The 18,227-nt window shown below is 71.4% G+C and carries 22 protein-coding genes; 12 read left to right on the top strand and 10 right to left on the bottom strand.

What is annotated here, in order from left to right; all coding sequences use genetic code 11:
* Positions 1-83: 83 nt before the first annotated feature.
* Complete coding sequence (locus ACFOYY_RS17955; RefSeq protein ID WP_386190362.1) at positions 84-977, top strand: hypothetical protein; 894 nt, start codon at positions 84-86, stop codon at positions 975-977.
* A gap of 57 nt (positions 978-1,034) precedes the next feature.
* Here ACFOYY_RS17955 and ACFOYY_RS17960 read toward each other — a convergent pair whose 3' ends face one another.
* The gene (locus tag ACFOYY_RS17960) at positions 1,035-2,069 is read right to left on the bottom strand and encodes a sigma-70 family RNA polymerase sigma factor (protein ID WP_386190363.1); all 1,035 of its coding nucleotides are present in this window, start codon (positions 2,067-2,069) and stop codon (positions 1,035-1,037) included.
* 75 nt (positions 2,070-2,144) lie between these two features.
* Here ACFOYY_RS17960 and ACFOYY_RS17965 point away from each other — a divergent pair, with 75 nt between their 5' ends.
* Positions 2,145-2,969 (top strand): alpha/beta fold hydrolase, encoded by an 825-nt coding sequence (locus ACFOYY_RS17965; protein ID WP_362777517.1) that lies wholly within the window; start codon positions 2,145-2,147, stop codon positions 2,967-2,969.
* Positions 2,970-3,024: 55 nt separating this feature from the next.
* Here ACFOYY_RS17965 and ACFOYY_RS17970 read toward each other — a convergent pair whose 3' ends face one another.
* The 4 genes from ACFOYY_RS17970 to ACFOYY_RS17985 form a co-directional block, all read right to left on the bottom strand.
* Positions 3,025-3,474 carry a DoxX family protein gene (locus tag ACFOYY_RS17970; RefSeq protein WP_352013029.1) on the bottom strand — a complete coding sequence of 150 codons (450 nt, stop codon included), beginning with the start codon at positions 3,472-3,474 and terminating at the stop codon, positions 3,025-3,027.
* Between the two features lie 252 nt (positions 3,475-3,726).
* Entirely contained in the window at positions 3,727-5,061 is a 1,335-nt protein-coding gene (locus ACFOYY_RS17975; RefSeq protein ID WP_352013030.1) for a cation:dicarboxylate symporter family transporter, read from the bottom strand.
* A gap of 205 nt (positions 5,062-5,266) precedes the next feature.
* Positions 5,267-5,491, bottom strand: a complete 225-nt coding sequence (locus tag ACFOYY_RS17980; RefSeq protein WP_352013031.1) for an HGxxPAAW family protein — start codon at positions 5,489-5,491, stop codon at positions 5,267-5,269.
* Between the two features lie 28 nt (positions 5,492-5,519).
* Entirely contained in the window at positions 5,520-5,966 is a 447-nt protein-coding gene (locus ACFOYY_RS17985) for a MarR family winged helix-turn-helix transcriptional regulator (RefSeq protein WP_352013032.1), read from the bottom strand.
* 84 nt (positions 5,967-6,050) lie between these two features.
* Between ACFOYY_RS17985 and ACFOYY_RS17990 the strand changes: the two genes are divergently transcribed.
* Together ACFOYY_RS17990 and ACFOYY_RS17995 are read left to right on the top strand one after the other, a co-directional pair.
* Positions 6,051-6,233, top strand: a complete 183-nt coding sequence (locus ACFOYY_RS17990; protein ID WP_352013033.1) for a hypothetical protein — start codon at positions 6,051-6,053, stop codon at positions 6,231-6,233.
* 59 nt (positions 6,234-6,292) lie between these two features.
* Positions 6,293-6,493, top strand: a complete 201-nt coding sequence (locus ACFOYY_RS17995) for a DUF5302 domain-containing protein (RefSeq protein ID WP_352013034.1) — start codon at positions 6,293-6,295, stop codon at positions 6,491-6,493.
* A gap of 9 nt (positions 6,494-6,502) precedes the next feature.
* Here ACFOYY_RS17995 and ACFOYY_RS18000 read toward each other — a convergent pair whose 3' ends face one another.
* Positions 6,503-7,198 carry a response regulator transcription factor gene (locus tag ACFOYY_RS18000; protein WP_352013035.1) on the bottom strand — a complete coding sequence of 232 codons (696 nt, stop codon included), beginning with the start codon at positions 7,196-7,198 and terminating at the stop codon, positions 6,503-6,505.
* A complete protein-coding gene (locus tag ACFOYY_RS18005; RefSeq protein WP_386190364.1) occupies positions 7,195-8,451 on the bottom strand; it encodes a sensor histidine kinase in 1,257 nt (418 codons plus the stop codon). Before ACFOYY_RS18005 ends, ACFOYY_RS18000 begins: the two co-directional genes overlap by 4 nt.
* 316 nt (positions 8,452-8,767) lie before the next feature.
* Between ACFOYY_RS18005 and ACFOYY_RS18010 the strand changes: the two genes are divergently transcribed.
* Together ACFOYY_RS18010 and ACFOYY_RS18015 are read left to right on the top strand one after the other, a co-directional pair.
* Positions 8,768-9,337 carry a hypothetical protein gene (locus tag ACFOYY_RS18010; protein WP_352013037.1) on the top strand — a complete coding sequence of 190 codons (570 nt, stop codon included), beginning with the start codon at positions 8,768-8,770 and terminating at the stop codon, positions 9,335-9,337.
* Positions 9,338-9,505: 168 nt separating this feature from the next.
* The gene (locus ACFOYY_RS18015; RefSeq protein WP_352013038.1) at positions 9,506-10,240 is read left to right on the top strand and encodes a DUF3152 domain-containing protein; all 735 of its coding nucleotides are present in this window, start codon (positions 9,506-9,508) and stop codon (positions 10,238-10,240) included.
* Between the two features lie 3 nt (positions 10,241-10,243).
* Here the strand turns inward: ACFOYY_RS18015 and ACFOYY_RS18020 are convergent, their stop codons facing one another.
* The gene (locus ACFOYY_RS18020) at positions 10,244-11,131 is read right to left on the bottom strand and encodes a LysR family transcriptional regulator (RefSeq protein WP_352013039.1); all 888 of its coding nucleotides are present in this window, start codon (positions 11,129-11,131) and stop codon (positions 10,244-10,246) included.
* A 124-nt stretch (positions 11,132-11,255) separates the two neighbouring features.
* On the opposite strand from ACFOYY_RS18020, the gene ACFOYY_RS18025 reads away from it, so the two are divergent.
* The 3 genes from ACFOYY_RS18025 (at position 11,256) to ACFOYY_RS18035 (ending at position 14,122) form a co-directional block, all read left to right on the top strand.
* Positions 11,256-12,197: a quinone oxidoreductase family protein gene (locus tag ACFOYY_RS18025; RefSeq protein ID WP_386190365.1), complete on the top strand. Its 942-nt coding sequence runs from the start codon at positions 11,256-11,258 to the stop codon at positions 12,195-12,197.
* A 133-nt stretch (positions 12,198-12,330) separates the two neighbouring features.
* Positions 12,331-13,674, top strand: a complete 1,344-nt coding sequence (gdhA, locus tag ACFOYY_RS18030) for an NADP-specific glutamate dehydrogenase (protein WP_352013041.1) — start codon at positions 12,331-12,333, stop codon at positions 13,672-13,674.
* A 133-nt stretch (positions 13,675-13,807) separates the two neighbouring features.
* Complete coding sequence (locus tag ACFOYY_RS18035; protein WP_352013042.1) at positions 13,808-14,122, top strand: glyoxalase/bleomycin resistance/dioxygenase family protein; 315 nt, start codon at positions 13,808-13,810, stop codon at positions 14,120-14,122.
* A 7-nt stretch (positions 14,123-14,129) separates the two neighbouring features.
* On the opposite strand, the gene ACFOYY_RS18040 is transcribed toward ACFOYY_RS18035, so the two are convergent.
* Complete coding sequence (locus tag ACFOYY_RS18040) at positions 14,130-14,573, bottom strand: hypothetical protein (protein ID WP_352013043.1); 444 nt, start codon at positions 14,571-14,573, stop codon at positions 14,130-14,132.
* A gap of 154 nt (positions 14,574-14,727) precedes the next feature.
* Between ACFOYY_RS18040 and ACFOYY_RS18045 the strand changes: the two genes are divergently transcribed.
* Positions 14,728-15,693 carry a TIGR03557 family F420-dependent LLM class oxidoreductase gene (locus ACFOYY_RS18045; protein ID WP_352013044.1) on the top strand — a complete coding sequence of 322 codons (966 nt, stop codon included), beginning with the start codon at positions 14,728-14,730 and terminating at the stop codon, positions 15,691-15,693.
* 22 nt (positions 15,694-15,715) lie between these two features.
* Here the strand turns inward: ACFOYY_RS18045 and ACFOYY_RS18050 are convergent, their stop codons facing one another.
* Complete coding sequence (locus ACFOYY_RS18050) at positions 15,716-15,883, bottom strand: hypothetical protein (RefSeq protein WP_362777501.1); 168 nt, start codon at positions 15,881-15,883, stop codon at positions 15,716-15,718.
* A gap of 575 nt (positions 15,884-16,458) precedes the next feature.
* Here ACFOYY_RS18050 and ACFOYY_RS18055 point away from each other — a divergent pair.
* Together ACFOYY_RS18055 and ACFOYY_RS18060 are read left to right on the top strand one after the other, a co-directional pair.
* Positions 16,459-17,571: a S1 family peptidase gene (locus ACFOYY_RS18055; RefSeq protein ID WP_352013046.1), complete on the top strand. Its 1,113-nt coding sequence runs from the start codon at positions 16,459-16,461 to the stop codon at positions 17,569-17,571.
* A 64-nt stretch (positions 17,572-17,635) separates the two neighbouring features.
* Positions 17,636-18,202: a snapalysin family zinc-dependent metalloprotease gene (locus tag ACFOYY_RS18060; protein ID WP_352013047.1), complete on the top strand. Its 567-nt coding sequence runs from the start codon at positions 17,636-17,638 to the stop codon at positions 18,200-18,202.
* Positions 18,203-18,227: the final 25 nt, after the last annotated feature.

Here is an 18,227-nt window from a genome sequence, read left to right on the forward strand (position 1 = left end):
TTTAGGGTGGGAGATAACCCCCCAGGCCGGCGAGGTCTCCCGAGACCGCCCGGGAAGAGCGGTGATCTGGTAGGCCTGTGCGGGTGAGACGCCCCCTGACGATCGTCGCGACCGCCCTGCTCCTGCTGAGCCTCGCCTCTCCCGCCTCGGCGGCACCCGCCCAGCCGGACGTGCCGGCCGGGGTGCGCGCCGGCTACGTCGTCTTCGACCGGAAGACAGGCCGCGTCACCGTCCAGCACGACGCGCACCGGAGGTTCCGCTCCGCGTCGGTGGTGAAGATCCTGATCGCGATCGACTATCTGGAGTCGCACCGCGACGTCCCCCGGCGCGACCTCGCGCTGCTGGGCAGGATGCTGCGGGTCAGCGACGACGCCGCGGCCACCTCCTTCTGGACCAGGGGCGGCCGGGGCCGGATCGTCGAGCGGACGGCGCGCAGGCTCGGGCTGACCGACACCGCTCCCCCGCCCGCCGACAAGCCGGGGTTCTGGGGCTACACCTCGCTCAGCGCGATGGACGTCGTCCGCGCCTACCGCTATCTCCTCGACCGCGCCGCCCCGAGGGTCCGGGACATCGTCCTCGGGCACCTGCGCGCCGCCGAGCAGTGCGGCTCCGACGGCTTCGACCAGTACTTCGGCATCCCCCGCGCGGTGCCCCGGCCCTGGGCGGTCAAGCAGGGCTGGTCGGGGTACGGCTCGACGCCCCCGGTCCGGTGCGCCAAGACCGCCCCCGCCTCAGGCGGTGCCGTACCCGCCACCTGGAGGACCGCCTCGCTCCCTGCCCGTCCCGCGGCCGTCACGGTTCCCGACCTGGGGCATCCGGTGCTGCACACCACCGGTCTCGTCGGCCCGGAGGAGCGCTGGATCATGGTGCTGCTCACCGCCCACCCCTCGACGGCCACCTGGAGCCGCTCGACCGCGCAGACCACCACCCTGGCCAGGCGGATCTACCTCGCCGGGGCCAGGACCGGAGCCAGGTGAGGCCGCGGGCCGGATGAGACGGCGGGGCCACGGTGCGGCCGTGCCCTGCCGGGCGGGTCAGGGCAGTGAGGCGGGCAGTCCGAACCTCCCGAGGTGGCCTGGGCCGACGAAGGAGGTGATCTCCTCGATCCGGTCGTCACGCAGGGTCAGCACGTCGATCGACCAGCCGAGGTGTGCCCCCGCCTCCTCGTCCCACAGGTAACCGGCCACACCGAGCTGGCCGTTCGCCCCGACCGGCAGATGCCGCCAGCTTCCGCACGAGGTCAGCGGCAGCCGCACGGCGAAGTCCATGACGGCCTCGACGCCTCGGTACCAGTGCGCCATGGGCGGCATCGACCAGGTGACGTCCTCGGTGAGCAACGCGACCAGGGCGTCGGCGTCACCGCGTTCCAGCGCGGCGGAGTATCCCGCGACGATCTCCCGCACCCGGGCGTCGCCGATCCGGCGCAGCGTCCGCTGCTGGGTGACGGCGGGGATCCGCTCCGCGACGACCCGGCGGGCCCGCGCCAGGGCGGAGTTCACCGAGGCGGCGGAGGTGTTCATCGTCTCGGCGATCTCGGCGGCGGAGAATCCGAGCACCTCGAACAGCAGCAGCGCCGCCCGCTGGTTGCCCGGCAGGTGCTGCAGGGCGGCGACGAAGGCGAGTTCGACGGCCTCGCGCCGCTCGTAACGCCCGGCGGGCCCCTCGGGGAGGTCCGCGTCGGGGTAGGGGCCGAGCCAGGCGATGTCGGTGCGCGGGACGTCCCCGGTGACGGCCCGATCGCTCGACGGGCCGAGATCGACGGGCAGGGCCCTCCTGCCACGGGCCTCGACGATGTCCAGGCAGGTCCGGGTGGCCACGGTGTAGAGCCAGGAGCGCAGCGAACCACGTCCCTCGAAGCGCGCCAGCCCCCGCCAGGCGCGCAGCAGGGCGTCCTGGAGCGCGTCGTCGGCGTCGTGGGAGGAACCGAGCATCCGGTAGCAGTGCGCGTGCAGCTCACCGCGCAACGGCCGTACGAGGCGGGTGAACGCGGCGTCGTCTCCACCGCGCGCCCGCGCCAGGTCGGGGTCGCCGGCGGATGTCTCCTTTTGTCCGGAAAAAACTTCCCTCACAGACGACGATTCTGCCCCACCGTCGGAGTCTCCTTCTTCGACCGAAAACCTCAGGCCCGCATCACGGGAGATCCGATGAACCGCACGACGACCGTCACCACCGGGACCCTCAGGGTCTCCGACGCCACGCTGCACTACGAGGTACGGGGCGAGGGGCCCCTGGTGGCGCTTGTCGGCGCCCCGATGGACGCCACGTTCTTCGCGCCGCTGGCGGACCTGCTCGCCGCCGACCACACCGTGCTCACCACCGACCCCCGGGGGCTCAACCGCAGTGTCCTGGACACCCCCGAGCAGGACTCGACCCCCGGGCTGCGCGCCGACGACCTCTCCCTGCTCCTGGAGCACCTCGGCCGGGGCCCGGCCGCGGTCTTCGGTTCGAGCGGCGGCGCCGTCACCGCGCTGGCGCTCGCCGTCGCCCACCCCGAGCGGGCGCACACCGTGATCGCGCACGAGGCCCCTCTGAACCACGTGCTCGACGACCCCGCCGGGCGGGACGCCGCGGTCGAGGACATCATCGCCACCTACGCCTCGGGCGACGTAGGGGGAGCCTGGGTCAAGTTCCTGGTCAACGCCAACATCCCGCCGGCTCCTGATGAGGAGTCCGGCGCGCCCGCCGAGCGCGACCCGCGGCAGGTGGCCGACGAGCGTTTCTGGTTCCTGCACGAGATGCGGGAGACCACCCGCTGGCGGCCCGACATCGCGGCCCTGCGCGACGGGCCGGTCCGCGTCGTGGTCGGCGTCGGGCAGGACTCGGCGGGTCAGTTCTGCGACCTCACCTCGGCCGCGCTCGCCACGGCGCTCGGCACGGAGCCGACGGTCTTCCCCGGTGGCCACATCGCCTTCGTCGACGACCCGGCGGGGTTCGCCCCCCGGCTGCGTGAGGTCCTGAACGGAGGCTGAGACGGGAGCGCGGCGGTTTCCCGGGAACGCGGGCCCCGGGAAACCGCCGGTCGGCTCAGAGGGTCGTCAGCGGGTTCTCCGACGGTTCCGCCGGGCGCGCGTCCCCACGGTCCCTGACCCGGGTGCGGGCCGAGACGGTTTCGAGCGCCCACGCCCCCGGCCCCACGATCGCGATCAGCAGGAACGCCCAGGCGTAGAGGGCCGACAGCTCACCGCCGTTCTGGATCGGCCACAGGGCCTGCGGCTGGTGGACGACGAAGTACGCGTAGGCCATCTCCCCCGAACAGATCAACGCCGCGATCCGGGTGCCGAGCCCGGCCATGACGAGAACCCCTCCGACGAGTTCGACGACACCCGCGTACCACCCAGGCCATGAGCCGAAGGGCAGCGCCCCACCGCCGAGAACCCCGAAGAGCTTGGCGGCCCCGTTGCAGGTGAAGAGCAGTCCGACGACAAGACGGAACAGGGCGAAGACGTACGGCCTGGCCGATTCGATGAACTTCACGGCCCCTCCTCTTCTTCCACCCCGCGCCGGGGCACGGGGCGGAACGGAAACGACGACACCGATGGGCGCCGGAGGGTACGCCCGGCCCGGCCGTCCTCTCCCCACGGTTCTCCCAGGCCGGTACGGCAGGCGGGACAGGACGGTCCGGCAGGTCTTCTGCTCATGATCCCCGACCCATGCCATAAAAACACCCCATTTCGGACATATCACCTATAAAGGACGTGGGGTGGATGGTGAATTGTCCGTGTGGGATCAGCCCACTCTGTCGTCGCGCTCCAGCGCCTCGTGCCCCGTGGACACATCCTCTGGCCGGGCGGGGGCCCGATCACCGGCCTCGTCGAACGGCGCGCCCCCGGACAGCACCAGCGCGGCGCGCGCCCTGTCGAACCCTCCGGTCCACGCCCCCACCAGGACGGCGGCCACCGCGTTGCCCGTGAAGTTGGTCAGCGCGCGGGCCTCCGACATGAAACGGTCGACGCCGACGAGCAGCCCGACCCCGTCGGCCAGGTCGGGACGGTGCGCCCGCAGCCCGCCCGCAAGGGTCGCCAGGCCCGCCCCGGTGACCCCGGCCGCCCCCTTGGAGGCCACGAGCATGAACACCAGCAGCGACACCTGCTCCCCCGCAGGAAGGGAGACGCCGGTGGCGCCCGCGACGAACAGGGTGGCCATCGTCAGATAGACGGCCGTGCCGTCCAGGTTGAACGAGTAACCGGTCGGCACCGTGACCCCGGCCACGGCGCGGCTCACCCCGAGGTGCTCCAGCTTGGCGATCAGGCGGGGCAGCGCGGTCTCCGAGGAGGAGGTGGACAGCACCAGCAGCAGTTCCCCGCCGAGATAGCGCAGCAGCGACAGCAGGCCGATCCTGGTGACCAGCCACAGCAGCGGCCCCAGTACGGCCAGCACGAAAAGCAGGCAGGTCGCGTAGAAGCAGGCGACCACGGCGGCGAGACTCCCGAGCGCGGCCACGCCGGTCGCGCCGACGACGGCGGCCGTCGCGCCGAGGGCCCCGGCGGGGGCGGCCCACATGATCATGGAGAGGACGCGCAGCACGAGCGCGTGCAGGTGCCCGGCGGCGGCCAGCGGTACCGCCCCGCGCTCTCCCATGGCCTGCAGGGCGAAACCGGTGAGCAGCGCGACCAGCAGGACCTGCAGCACCCGCCCCTCGGTGAACGCGGAGACCGGGGTGTCCGGGATGATCCCGAGCAGGAAGGTCGTCAGGTCCTCCGCCTCCGTCGCGGGCGCGGCGGCCGGGTGCGCTCCCCCGGCCAGGCGCAGGCCCCGGCCCGGGTTGACCAGGTTGCCCGCGGCCAGCCCGAAGGCCAGCGCGACAACCGACATGACGAGGAAGTAGGCGAGGGCCAGGCCACCGATCCGGCCGACCCTGGCGGTACCCGCGACCGACCCCACACCGAGCACTACGCCGAGGAACACGACGGGGCCGATCATCATCTTGACCAGCGCGACGAAGGCGGTGCCCAGCGGGGCGAGCGCCCTGGCCGTCTCCGGGGCCACCAGCCCCACGACGGCGCCGGCGGCCGTCGCCAGGAGAACGGCGGCGTAAAGGTGACGGGTCCGATCGCGCGACATGGGCGCCCTGCCTCCGGTTACCTCGGCGGAAACTCCAGCCGGGTAACCATGAGAGCGCATCCGGTGACCGTCGGTCACCGTTACGCGTTTTCCCACCCGTCTCGCGTCCCGCCGCACGGCCGTACGGCGAGGTCGTGGGACGCCGGGTCCGAGCCCTCCCCTTCCGCCGAGAACGCTCCGCGGAGGGGGTGAACCGGTGTCTCGATCAGCTGTGGTTGTCCTGGGACACCCGAGGGGCGTCGATGATCACGTCGGAGAAGATGTCGACCACCAGGGCGATCACGCCGCCGACCGCGATGATCCCGGCGCCCACCCAGAACAGGGTCCAGTTGGGGCCCAGGCACAGGGCCACACCGCCGACGGTGAACCCGATCAGAATGACGATCACCGCAAGCCAAGACTTGGGGCTTCCTCCGTGGCTTCCAGCCATGAGCCTTTCTCCTGTTCCTCTCCGTGGATCAGTGAGGCGCGTCGTTCGCGGCGGCGATCACACGGGTCAGCGACCGGTGGAGCTCCTGCAGCTCCTCCAGGGGCATACCCAGGCGTTCGACCACGGACGACGGGATCCTCTCAGCTTCGCTCCTCAGTTCCCGGCCCCTCCGGCTGAGTGTGACCAGCAGGACGCGCTCGTCCTGGCTGTCCCGCTGCCGCCGGACGTAACCGATCGCCTCAAGACGCTTGAGGAGCGGTGACAGCGTACCGGGGTCGAGTCTCAGTAGCTTGCTCAGCTCCTTCACCGACAGCGGCGCGTGCTCCCACAGGGCCAGCATCACCAGATACTGGGGGTGGGTCAGCCCCATCGGCTGCAGCAGCGGCCGGTACACACCGTTGACGGCACGCGAGGCCACGGCGAGGGCGAAGCACACCTGCCGGTCCAGGCTTAGGACATCGGTCACATCGGTCACGACACCTCCCGACCCTCACAGTACGATAGTTGGTGCACAAATCATTGTTGTGCCAACCGCCGGTGGGCGACGAGAGGAAGTCCCATGTTTCACGGCAAGACGATCGAGGAACGCATCGCCGAGCGTCAGGCCGGGCGCCCCGCCCTCCGGGAGGGTAAGCATTTCGAGCACGGGCCCGCGAGGTTCGTCTTCCTCTTCGTCATCGTGTTCGTCGTGGTCGGTCATCTCCTGGGCCTGCTGGTGCTGATGGCCATGGGGGTGCACTGAGCCGGGACGGCCGCCGTGAGAGGATGATGATCCCGCTCGGCCAGATCCAGGAGGTCCGTATGTCCGACGTCACGCCGGGTCCCGAGGGGTCCGAAAGCGCCGACGACGAGCTCAGGCGCAGGTTCCGCGAGGCTCTGGAGCGCAAGAAGTCCGCCCAGGGGGACGCGGCCTCGGGCGGCAGGGGCAAGGGGGCGTCGAAGATCCACGGCGCCCACGGCCCCGTCTCGGGGAAGCGTTCCTTCCGCCGCAAGAGCGGCTGAACCGGTTCGTCAGATCAGGCCGTGATCGCGTGCGTGGAGAGCGGCCTGGGTCCGGTCGCGCAGACCGAGCCTGCCGAGGATTCGTGAGATGTGGTTCTTGACCGTTCCCTCGCTCAGGAACAGGCGGGAGGCGATCTCCCTGTTGGTCGCGCCGACCGCGACGAGACGCAGCACCTCGACCTCACGGCCGGTCAGCGCGGCCGCCTCCCCGCCCGCCCCCGTCTTCACCGCTGTGGGCACCTCCCTCGCGCACGCCAGCGTGGACGCCAACCGTCTGGCGACGGAGGAGTCGAGCTGGGTGACGCCGGCGCCGGCCAGCCGGACGGCACCGGCGAGGTCGGCGGCGGGCAGATCCTTCAGGAGATAGCCCGCCGCGCCCGCCGCTAGCGCCCGCACAACGTACTCCTCGTCGTCGAAGGTGGTCAGCATGACGACGCGGCAGCGGGGCATCCGCTGACGCAGGACCGCCACCGCCTCGACGCCGTCGGCCACGGGCATCCTGACGTCCATCAGGACCACGTCCGGCGCGAGCTCCAGGGCTCGGCGGACCGCCTCCTGACCGTCTCTCGCGGTCCCGACCACGGTCAGGCCGGGTTGGATGCCGAGCAGGGAGGCGATCCCCTCACGGACCAGTTCCTGGTCGTCGACCACGAGCACCCGTACGGTTCCACCGGCTTCCCCGTTCCCCAGGTCGTCGTGACTCATCCGACGGTCTCCACGCGCCGGGGAATCGTCACGGTGACCACCGTTCCCGTTCCCTGGCCACTCCTGACGTCGAACGCCCCGCCGAGGAGACGGGCACGCTCCCGCATGCCGAGCAGGCCGAACCCGTCCCGCCCCGCCGACGGGGAGAAACCCTCTCCGTCGTCGGTGACGACAAGCCGTGCCGACGACTCGCCGAACGTCACCGAGATCGACACGCGGTCCGCGTCGCCGTGCCTGCGGGCGTTGGTCAGACACTCCTGTGCGGCCCGGTAGAGGGCGGCGAGCTCCGCGGCGCCGTAGCCGTCCTCCTGGCCGGTGAGTTCGAGGGTGACCACCGGACGCCCGCCGTCGTCGTAGCCCGCCAGCTCGGCGAGAGCCTCCGACAGCGAGAAGTGCCGCGTCTGCGCGCGTGCCGCCCGCACCGCCCCGCGCACCTCCTCAAGGGCGCGTCTGGCCGCCCGGCGGGCGTCGGCGAGGGCCCGGTCGGCGGCGGCGCCGTCCAGGTCGCGGAAGGCGGACGCCTTCTCCAACTGGATGGAGATCACGGTCAGGTGGTGGCCGAGGCTGTCGTGGATGTCCCTGGCCAGCCGGGTCCGTTCCATCGCGGTGGACAACTCGGCGACCTGACCGGCGTAGGCCGTGAGCAGACGGTGGGACTCCTCAAGCTCCCTCAAGGTGAGCTCAAGCCGTGCCCTTCCTGCCCGTTCGCCCACGGCGACCTCGGCCGTCGAGACGACGAGGACCAGTCCGAGGGCGAACATGAGCAGGTCCGAGATGTACTCCGCCCGCGTGTACCAGCCAGGGGCGGTCAACGTGAACGCCGTGACCAGCACCCCGAGGCACGCCACCCCCAGCGTGACACCCGCTCTGCGCCCGAAGGCGAAGTACGCCGTGAACGGCACCAGCAGGAACAGGGCGCGGGAGAGCCCGGAGCCGTCGAAGAGCGTGACCAGGGCGAACAGTCCCAGGCGTACGGCGAGCAGCGCGAGCGCCGACCTGGCGGGCTGCCTGGCGTCGAGGCGGTGCCGTCCGGTGACGTCGAGAACGAGCAGCGCGACGAGACCGCCGGCGAAGACGGCCGTCCGCGCCGGCTCGCCCTGCCCCGCCCCGGCCACGTCGTAGTAGACGCCGCCGGCGAGCACCGAGACGTAGAGCGTGGACGACACCCACGGCACAGGCCAGGCGAACCCGCTCCCCCGCCGTCCCGCGCGGACATGCCCGCCCGTCACAGGCGCGGCCCGCGAAGGAGCCATCACGCACCTCCGAACGATCACGATGCGGCCGGACAGGGGCCGTCTCCGGCAGCGTACGCCGCCACCGGGCATCCGTCCCCCGGCCGTCCTCGCATTGGCCGTCCGGCACGTGCCGGACGGCACCGGTGCGTCCGCGAACCATGACCTCCGGACGCGTTCACCGGTACCCACGGCACTTCCGCGCCGGATCGCGCCGTTCCTACGGTCGTCTCGTCCGTAGGCGGCGCCTTCGGCCGCAGAGCCGTCCCGTACATCGTCCGGGCGTCGTCGGTCCACGCGGAAAACCCATCGGCTCACCCGAAAAGGAGCTCTTCACATGTCCATCTCCTGGTTGCTGCGCTTCGGCGCGATCTGCGGGATGCTGACCGGCCTCTCCCTCGGCATACCGGGGGCGATCGAGCCCTTCACCGGCGAGACACCCGCGACGAGCTTCGTCGCGGGGATCGGAGCCGCCTTCGCCGCCCCGGCGGTCACCGCGTTCCACCTGCGGCAGTGTGCCGTGGCCGGGCGGCTGGGGGCGATCGCGTACGCGGTGAACGTCGTGGGTCTCGGGCTGTTCGCCGGCGTCGCGTTCTCGCTGAACCTGGTGGTCTTCTTCCTTGACGAGAGCACGGCCGCCCTGGTGCTGGAGGGGCCGGCCAGGCCGGCGTTGCTCGGCTCCATCGTCGTGTTCGTCACCGGTGTCGCCCTGTTCGGCCTCTCGATGCTCAGAGCCCGGGTGCTGCCCTGGCCCGCCGCCGCGGGCTACGGGTTCTTCCTGCCGCTGCTCGCCGTACTGGCGCCGCTGCCCGACACACCGCTTACCGGCGTGGTCCACCTGCTGGGCTGCGCGTCACTGACGTGGCTGTCGGCGGCGACGTGGGCGGGTGCCGCGAGGACCGAGTGACGGCCTCTCCGGGGCCCGGCGGCTTCCGCCTTCCGAGGTGATCGGGACGCCGATGGGTAATATGGTTTACGGCCTATGTCGAGGAACATCAGGCTTAGCGAGCGTAAGCCCTTTTTGTGGGCTCTTGCCGTCGGCATCTCGGCCACGCTCGCGATCGGGAGCGGCGCCGTGCTGACCGGTCACCCCGTCCCGGACCGCGACGAGCCCGCCCCTCCCCTGGCGGACGGAGCGGCGGCCCCGGAGGCGACCCCTGTCCCGTCCCCGACCCCCACGCCTCCCCCCACGCCGACCGAGTCCGCGCGCCGTACGGATCCCGAGCGGACGTTCCTGCTGGCCAACGGACGCCGCCAGCCCGCGCGGGTCTCCGTGCCCGCCTCGGCCGGGGGCCGCTACCGCGTCGTCGCGGGTGAGGCCGCCCCTCCCCCGCCGCCCCGAGGACGCCGGGCGGGCAAGGTGATCCGGTACGTCGTCGAGGTCGAGCGCGGGCTGCCCTTCGACGGACAGGAGTTCGCCGACGAGGTGCACCGCGTTCTCAACGACCGCAGGAGCTGGGGGTTCCGGTTCCAGCGGGTACGACGCGGCCCGGCACGGATCAGGGTCTCGCTGTCCAGCCCCGCGATGACCGACCGCATGTGCAGGCCGTTGATCACCTTCGGCGCGCTGTCGTGCTGGAACCACGGGCGCGCGGTCATCAACGCCAGGCGCTGGAACGCGGGCGCGCGGGGCTACGGCCGTGACGTCGCCTCCTACCGCGAGTACGTCGTCAACCACGAGGTCGGACACGGGCTCGGCCACGGCCACGCGCGCTGCCCGGGGCCGGGCAGGCGGGCCCCGGTGATGCTCCAGCAGACCAAGTCCCTGTACGGCTGCCGCCCCAACGCCTGGCCCTCCCCGGGGCGCTGAGGCTCAGCCCACCGCGGCGAACCGTTCCGCGCAGTGGGCCCGCAGCTCGCCGACCAGGTCGCGGACGACGGCGGAGCCGAGCATCTCCGAGGTGGCGACGTAGCCGACGTGCCGCATCGGCGGGTCCTCGCCGAGCTTCTCCATCGCGACCTTCGGCGGCGCGTCCACGAGGGTCAGCCTCGGCACGATGGCGGCGCCGAGGCCGTAGCCCACCATGGAGACCACGACGCCGTCGTCCTCGACCTGGATGTCACCCGGCGGGATCCAGGCCTGCCTGGCCAGCCACAGCCTGGTCTCGGCCGAGCAGTTCTCGTGCCAGTCGATCATCGGCAGGCTGCGCGGGCAGGGGTGCCCGGCGGGATAGGCCAGCACGTACGGCTCGGCGAACAGGTCACGGCCGACCAGCCCGTCGACCCGGGAGGGAAGCGTGGCGATGCCGAGATCGGCCCGGCCGTCCAGCACCTCCCCGGCGATGCCCCTGCCGAGCTCCGGCACGATACGGACGTCGACCGTGACCTTCGGGTAACGCCTGGCGAAGCGCGCGAGCACGATGGGCAGCAGATGGAAGGCCGCGCTGCGGAAGGCCGCGACCCTGATGGTCCCCGTCGTCTCCCCCGCGGAGGCCGCGTGCGTCTCCGCCTTCATGACGTCCATGAGCCGCAGGATGCGCCGGGCGTGCCCGACGGCCGCCGCCCCCGCCGCCGTCGGCCGTGCTCCGTTGCGCCCGCGCCGGAACAGCACCGTGCCCATCTTGCGTTCGGCGGCCCTGACGGCATGGGAGACCGCGGACTGGGTGAGACCGAGCTCGACCGCGGCCGCGGAGAAACCGTGCCGGCTCTCGACGGCGACCAGAACGCGCAGTTCACTTGGCGTCAGATCCTCGTTGGTCACGTCGCAGACGTTATATGAACGCCTCTCATGGAAAAAACGATCTCATGAACCCGGGCCCCTGGTTCCCGTTCGTGGCGCTTCCTACGCTGACCGGCACAACCAACCGACGAACCAGAGGACATTCATGCGCGCCATCCAGATCACCCGGCTCGGCGGTCCCGAGACGCTGGTCGAGTCCGAGGTGCCCGACCCGGTTCCCGGCCCGGACGAGATCCTGGTGGACGTCGAGGCCGCGGGGGTGAACTACGCCGACGCCGAGCGGATCGCCGGGACCTACCTCTCCCCTGACCTGCCGTTCATCCCCGGCAGCGAGGTCGTGGGACGGACCTCGGACGGCCGCCGTGTCATGGGCCTGGCCAGGCAGGCCTACGCGAGCAAGGCCCTGATCAAGCTGGATGACGTCGTCGACCTGCCCGAGGAGGCCGTCGCGGGCGAGGCCCTCGCGCTGCTGGTGCAGGGCCTGACCGCCTGGCACCTGCTGGGCACGGCGGCGCGGGTCCGCAAGGGCGAGAGCGTCGTGGTGAACTCGGCCGCCGGCGGCGTCGGACACCTCGCGGTCCAGCTCGCCAGGGAGCTGGGCGCGGGCAGGGTGATCGCGACCGCCTCAACCCCGGAGAAGCGCGAACTGGCGCTGAGCCTGGGCGCGGACGCGGCCGTCGACGGTTCGGCCGAGGGTTACGCGGAGCGGGTGATCGAGGCCAACCTGGGTGAGCGCGCCGACGTGATCCTGGACGCGGTCGGCGGTGAGGTCTTCGACGCCGCGCTCGGCGCGGTCGCCGAGTTCGGCCGCCTGATCAGCTACGGCACCGCCTCGCACCGGGACCCGAGCCCGGTCGACGTCGGCCGCCTGCTGGAGGCCAACATCTCGGTCGCGGGCTTCTGGATCCGGCCGGTGCTCGCCAGGCCGGGGGGCTACCAGGCGCAGCTCAGCGAACTGCTCGAACTCACCGGGACCGGTCGCATCCGGCCGATCGCGGGCGGCGAGTACGCGCTCTCCGACGCCAGGACGGCGATCGAGGACCTTCTGGCCCGCCGTACGGCGGGGAAGATCGTCCTGCGCCCCTGAGGGCCCGGGCGTGACCGCCGCCCACGGAGCGGGTGGCGGTCGCGTACCCAGGGAGGCCGATTCGGACGCTCCGGACACCTCCCCCTAAGGTGGGGCGCAGGAATGCGCCTACGAAGGGCAGGGGACAAATCTGATGCTGCACGAACGACTGTCGTCGATCTACGAGAACGTGCTCCGGCGTAACCCGGGCGAGATCGAGTTCCACCAGGCCGTCCGTGAGGTCCTGGAGAGCATCGGCCCGGTGCTCGGCAAGCACCCCGAGTACGCCGAGTCGAAGATCATCGAGCGGATCTGCGAGCCGGAGCGGCAGATCATCTTCCGGGTCCCGTGGGAGGACGACCGGGGCGAGGTCCACATCAACCGGGGCTTCCGGGTCGAGTTCAACAGCGCCCTCGGCCCCTACAAGGGCGGGCTGCGCTTCCACCCGTCCGTCTACCTCGGCATCGTCAAGTTCCTCGGCTTCGAGCAGATCTTCAAGAACAGCCTGACCGGCCTGCCGATCGGCGGCGGCAAGGGCGGCTCCGACTTCGACCCCAAGGGCCGCTCCGAGCGCGAGATCATGCGCTTCTGCCAGAGCTTCATGACGGAGCTGTACCGCCACATCGGTGAGTACACCGACGTGCCCGCCGGTGACATCGGCGTCGGCGGACGCGAGGTCGGCTACCTGTTCGGCCAGTACAAGCGCATCACCAACCGCTACGAGTCCGGCGTCATCACCGGCAAGGGACTCAGCTACGGCGGCGCGCAGGTGCGCACCGAGGCCACCGGGTACGGCTGCGCCTTCTTCGTCGACGAGATGCTGAAGGCCCGTGGCACGTCGTTCGACGGCAAGCGCGTCGTGGTCTCCGGGTCCGGCAACGTCGCCGTCTACACGATCGAGAAGATCCGGCAGCTCGGCGGCGTCGTGGTCGCCTGCTCCGACTCCTCCGGCTACGTCGTCGACGAGAAGGGCATCGACCTCGACCTGCTCAAGCAGGTCAAGCAGGTCGAGCGCCAGCGGATGAACGTCTACGCCGAGCGCAGGGGTTCCCAGGCCGTCTTCGTCTCCGGCAGGAGCATCTGGGAGGTGCCCTGCGAGGTGGCGATGCCCTCGGCGACCCAGAACGAGATCACCGGCCGCGACGCCGGGCTGCTCGTCGGCAACGGCTGCGTCGCCGTCGGCGAGGGCGCCAACATGCCCACCACGCCGGAGGGCATCCGCATCTTCCAGGAGGCGGGCGTCGCCTTCGGCCCGGGCAAGGCCGCCAACGCGGGCGGGGTCGCGACCAGCGCCCTCGAAATGCAGCAGAACGCCAGCCGCGACTCGTGGACCTTCGAGTTCTCCGAGAACCGCCTGCAGCAGATCATGCGGGACATCCACTCCCGCTGCCTGAACACCGCCGCCGAGTACGGCATGCCGGGCGACTACGTGGCCGGCGCCAACATCGACGGGTTCAAGAGGGTCGCGGACGCGATGCTCTCCCTCGGCCTGATCTGACGATCCCCCACCTGGCCGATCCACCTGGCCGCCTTGACCGGCTGTTCTGACAACGGCGTCCGACAGCCTGGTCGGTGCCGACGAGACCCGTCCCTCACATCCGGTCCAGCGTTCGACCCCGCGAGGAGACGGCATGGCACCCAGATCCACCCTGATCGTGATCTACACCCCCGCCCTGGAGGCCTGTCGCGCCTTCTACGCCTCCCTCGGACTCGAACTCCGGGGTGAACGGCACGGGACGGGGCCGGCGCACTACGCCGCGGTGCTCGACGACGGGACCGTCTTCGAGATCTATCCGTCGTCACCGCGTCGCACGACCGGCGCGCTGCGCCTCGGGTTCACCGTCGATCCCGGCCTGGCCCTGGACGGCACCGCGCTCACCCCCGGCCGTCACCTGTTCCACGACCCGGACGGCAGGACGGTCGAGGTGCGCGTCCCCCCGGTCTGAACGCCGCCTAACGCGTGCGGGCGCGCCACCCGGGCCTGCGCAGCAGGTCACGACGCTCCAGGAGATAGGTGAGCTTCGTGGCGGCCGTGCGCACCGCCTCCTCGTGACGGTGCCGCCGCTCCGGGACGACCTCGCTCCAGCGTTCGAGCGCGCGGGCCATCTCGTCGGCGACCTCGCCGATCACCCGGTGGCGGGTGCCGAAGGCGTACAGGTCGCCGTGGACCTCCTCGACCGTGTCCTCCTCGACCCCGCGGACCAGCGGCCTGATCCTCCTGAGGATGTCGGCGTCCATGGCCGTGGTGACCGGCGCGCGTCTGGCGTCTCCTTCGGGGACCATGACGAGCGCCCTGATCCTCGCCACCGCCAGGGCCCGCTCCGGCTCCGGGGTCGAGGGGTGCCCGGCGAGGTCGAGCAGGCGCCTGAGGGTCTCCTGTGTCTTGTCGTCGAACATGGAAGACCCGTTCCGTCCTTCTCGTCCTGATGGCCCGCCGTTCAGGCGCGGTCACATGCTATTCGACGGGGCGCCGGCCCGGCGTACGGCAAAGAACGCCCAGATCTCCTCCTTTCCGGCGAGTCTCGTGAAAGAGGCGGGTAGGGACCCGGACATGGTGGAGATCGGTTACACGATGATGTGCGAGCAGACTCCCCCCGGGCAGCTCGTCGACGACGTCGCCGAGGCCGAACGGGCGGGGTTCGACTACGCGGTCATCTCCGACCACTACTTCCCGTGGCTTGAGGAGATGGGGCACTCGCCGTACGCCTGGTCGGTGCTCGGCGCGGCGGCGCGCGCCACCGAACGGCTGCCGCTGATGACGTACGTGACCTGCCCGATCATGCGTTACCACCCCGCGGTCGTGGCGCAGAAGGCCGCCACGATGGGGGCGCTGACCGGGGGGCGTTTCACGCTCGGCCTGGGCGCGGGCGAGAACCTCAACGAACACGTGATCGGCGAGGGGTGGCCGCCCGCCGACACCCGGCACGAGATGTTCCGCGAGGCCGTGGAGATCATCAAGGAGCTGTTCGAGGGGCGTTACACGACCTATCACGGCGAGTACTTCGACGTCGACTCGGCCAGGTTGTTCGACCTGCCCGGCGATCCCGTGCCGATCGCGATCGCCGCCTCGGGCGGCCGCTCGGGGGAGATCGCCGCCGAGTACGGCGACGCGCTCGTCGCGGTCGACCCCGACGCGGAGCTGGTCGGCCTTTTCTCCGCCGCCGGAGGGCGGGGCAAGCCGGTCTACGGCCAGCTCGCCCTCTCCTACGACCGGGACGCCGAGGCGGCCAAGGAGCGGGCCCACCGGCTGTGGCGCTGGTCGGTCACGGGCTGGAAGGTGATGGCCGAGCTGCCCGCTCCGGTCAACTTCGCCGCCGCCGCGCAGACCGTACGCCCCGAGGACGTGGCCGGGAAGGTGCCGTGCGGCCCGGACGTGGACGCGGTCGTCGAGGCGGTGCGCCGCTACACCGAGGCGGGCTTCACCCACGTCGCGCTGGTCCAGATCGGTCACGAGCACCAGCGGGAGTTCCTCGACTGGTCGGCCAGGGAGCTGCTGCCCGCACTGCGGCGGCTGTAGGCGGCTTCGACCGGCTGACCGGTCAGCCGGCCTTGCGGTGCGGGTAGACGTGCCCGAGCTCGTGGTCGACGGGCAGGACGCACCGGCGTCCCGACTCGGTCTGCGGGCAGCGGGGCGCTTCGAGACGCCGCGGGAGCGGCGACTCCTCTTCCAGCCCGATCTCGCCGTCCTCGGCAGGCTGGTGGGTCATCGCGCGCATCCTCCTGTGACCGCCGGACGGAACGCCCTGGACCGTGCCGGGCGCGGAGTCCGTGGAATCCGTGAGTCAAGCAATCTATCCCGGGGGTTCCGCCTGGCCCAGGACCGGCGGTTTGACGCTCTCCCACGTGATCGTTGTCAGGAATCATCACCCATCGGGGGATATAGCCCTGTTTTCCTCCCGAAGCTCGTCCGGGAATCGCCCCGCGCGGGAACAACCGGCGGCGATCACACGTTCGCCGTTTCGGTCGCCTCACCCCGCGGAGAGACGTTCGCGGACTCCTCGCGGACGGTGGGAGGAGGACGACGGCGAGACGGGCAGCCCTCGGGGGGACGGCTCGTCCCGTCAGACCCGTGCCGGTCCCGGCGAGCCTTACCTCGCCGGGGCCGCGCCGTCCGCACCAGGCCGCCGATCGGGCCCAGAAGGCACGCGGATGGCGCTGCCTGCCCCCGCTGAGCAGGGGTCATAACGCGGTGACGTCATACCACTGCGGTAGGGAGTTTTTGCCACATTGCTCAGTCATGCCCTGACAAATACTTTGACAGCACCCCTCACAAGGAGTGCATATGTTGAGTAAGCGTTCCCTCCTGTCCGGCGCCGCCGTCGCCGCCCTCTGTGTGGTGGCCACCGTCTCCCCCGCCACCGCCCAACCGGCCGCGCAGCCCGCCCCCTCGATGATCGAGGCACTCCAGCGCGACCTCGGCCTCACCGCGGAACAGGCCGTCACCCGGCTGGCCAACGAGGCCCGCGCGGCGAGCACCGAGGCCCTCCTGAGCACGACCCTCGGCGACGGATACGCCGGCGCCTGGCTCAACGCCGACGCCACCCAGCTCCTCGTCGCCACCAGCGACGCGACCGCGGTCTCCGCCATCAGGGCCAAGGGCGCCCAGCCCGTGGTCGTCGGCCGCTCCCTGGCCCAGCTCGACGCGCTCAAGGCACGCCTGGACCAGGCGCCCGCCCAGGCCCGGGCGGGCGCCTCCCTGTGGTACGTGGACCTGCCGACCAACAGCGTCGTCGTGGTCGCCGGTCAGCGGGAGGCGGGCGAGGCCCTGCTGTCGGCCGCCGGGGTCGGCGGTGACGCCGTACGGGTCCAGGTCTCCGCGGAGCAGCCGCAGACCTACGCCAACATCAGGGGAGGCGACCCGTACTACATCGGCAGCGGCAGCCGGTGCAGCATCGGATTCACCGTCACCAAGGGAAGCACCCCCGGCTTCGTCACCGCGGGCCACTGCGGCAGGACGGGCCAGACCACCAGCAGCCCGTCGGGCACCTTCCAGGGTTCCTCGTTCCCCGGCAACGACTACGCCTGGGTCTCCACCCCCGGCTCCACGCCCCAGCCGTGGGTGAGGTCGGGCGGCACCAACGTCATCGTCAAGGGCTCGACCCAGGCCACGGTCGGCGCCTCCGTCTGCCGCTCCGGCTCGACCACCGGCTGGCGCTGCGGGACCATCCAGCAGCACAACACCTCCGTCACCTACTCCCAGGGCACGGTCTACCAGGTGACCCGCACCAACGTCTGCGCCGAGCCCGGCGACTCGGGCGGCTCGTTCATCTCGGGCAGCCAGGCGCAGGGCGTCACCTCCGGCGGCTCGGGCAACTGCAGCTCGGGCGGCACGACCTACTTCCAGCCCGTCAACGAGATCCTGCAGACCTACGGGCTGACCCTCAAGGTCGGCTGACCGTTCTCCTCCCCTCCCCGGCTCGTCCCCACGAGCCACCCCCCAGACAGAGGAGATCAGCGAAGTGCTGAGAATCATGCGCCTGGCCGTCGGCTTCGTCCTCGGGCTCGCCTTCCTCGCGACCGTCTCCCCCGCGCAGGCGGGGACGGCGCAGGCGACTCCCGGTGAGGCGGTGGCCGTACGGGTGCTCAGGTACGACGCCAGCCGGGCCGCGGAGTTCCGCTCCGCGATCGACCAGGCGGCACAGGTGTGGAACTCCAGCGTCACCAGCGTGCGGCTGGTCGCAGGCAGCCCGGCCGACTTCGTCGTGTACGCGGACTACGGCTGGCCCCGGGCCCAGCCGACCAGCCTCGGCCGCGGCACGGTCTGGATAGGCAGGCAGGCCACCTCCGAGGGCCACAACCCGCTGCGCATCGCCACCCACGAGATCGGTCACATCCTGGGGCTGCCCGACCGGCGCACCGGCCTGTGCTCGGACCTGATGTCCGGCGCGAGCGCGGGCACCGGCTGCACCAACCCCTACCCGAACGCGACCGAGAAGGCCCAGGTCGAGCGTAACTTCGGGGGCTTCACCCCGCTCGTCGACTTCGGCAGGGTCTACGTCAACAGCCCGGAGGCCCTGGCGCGGTAACGGGCCCCACGGGTGAACCCGCGGG

This window comes from Streptosporangium jomthongense (assembly GCF_042650425.1).
Taxonomy (GTDB): Bacteria; Actinomycetota; Actinomycetes; order Streptosporangiales; family Streptosporangiaceae; genus Streptosporangium.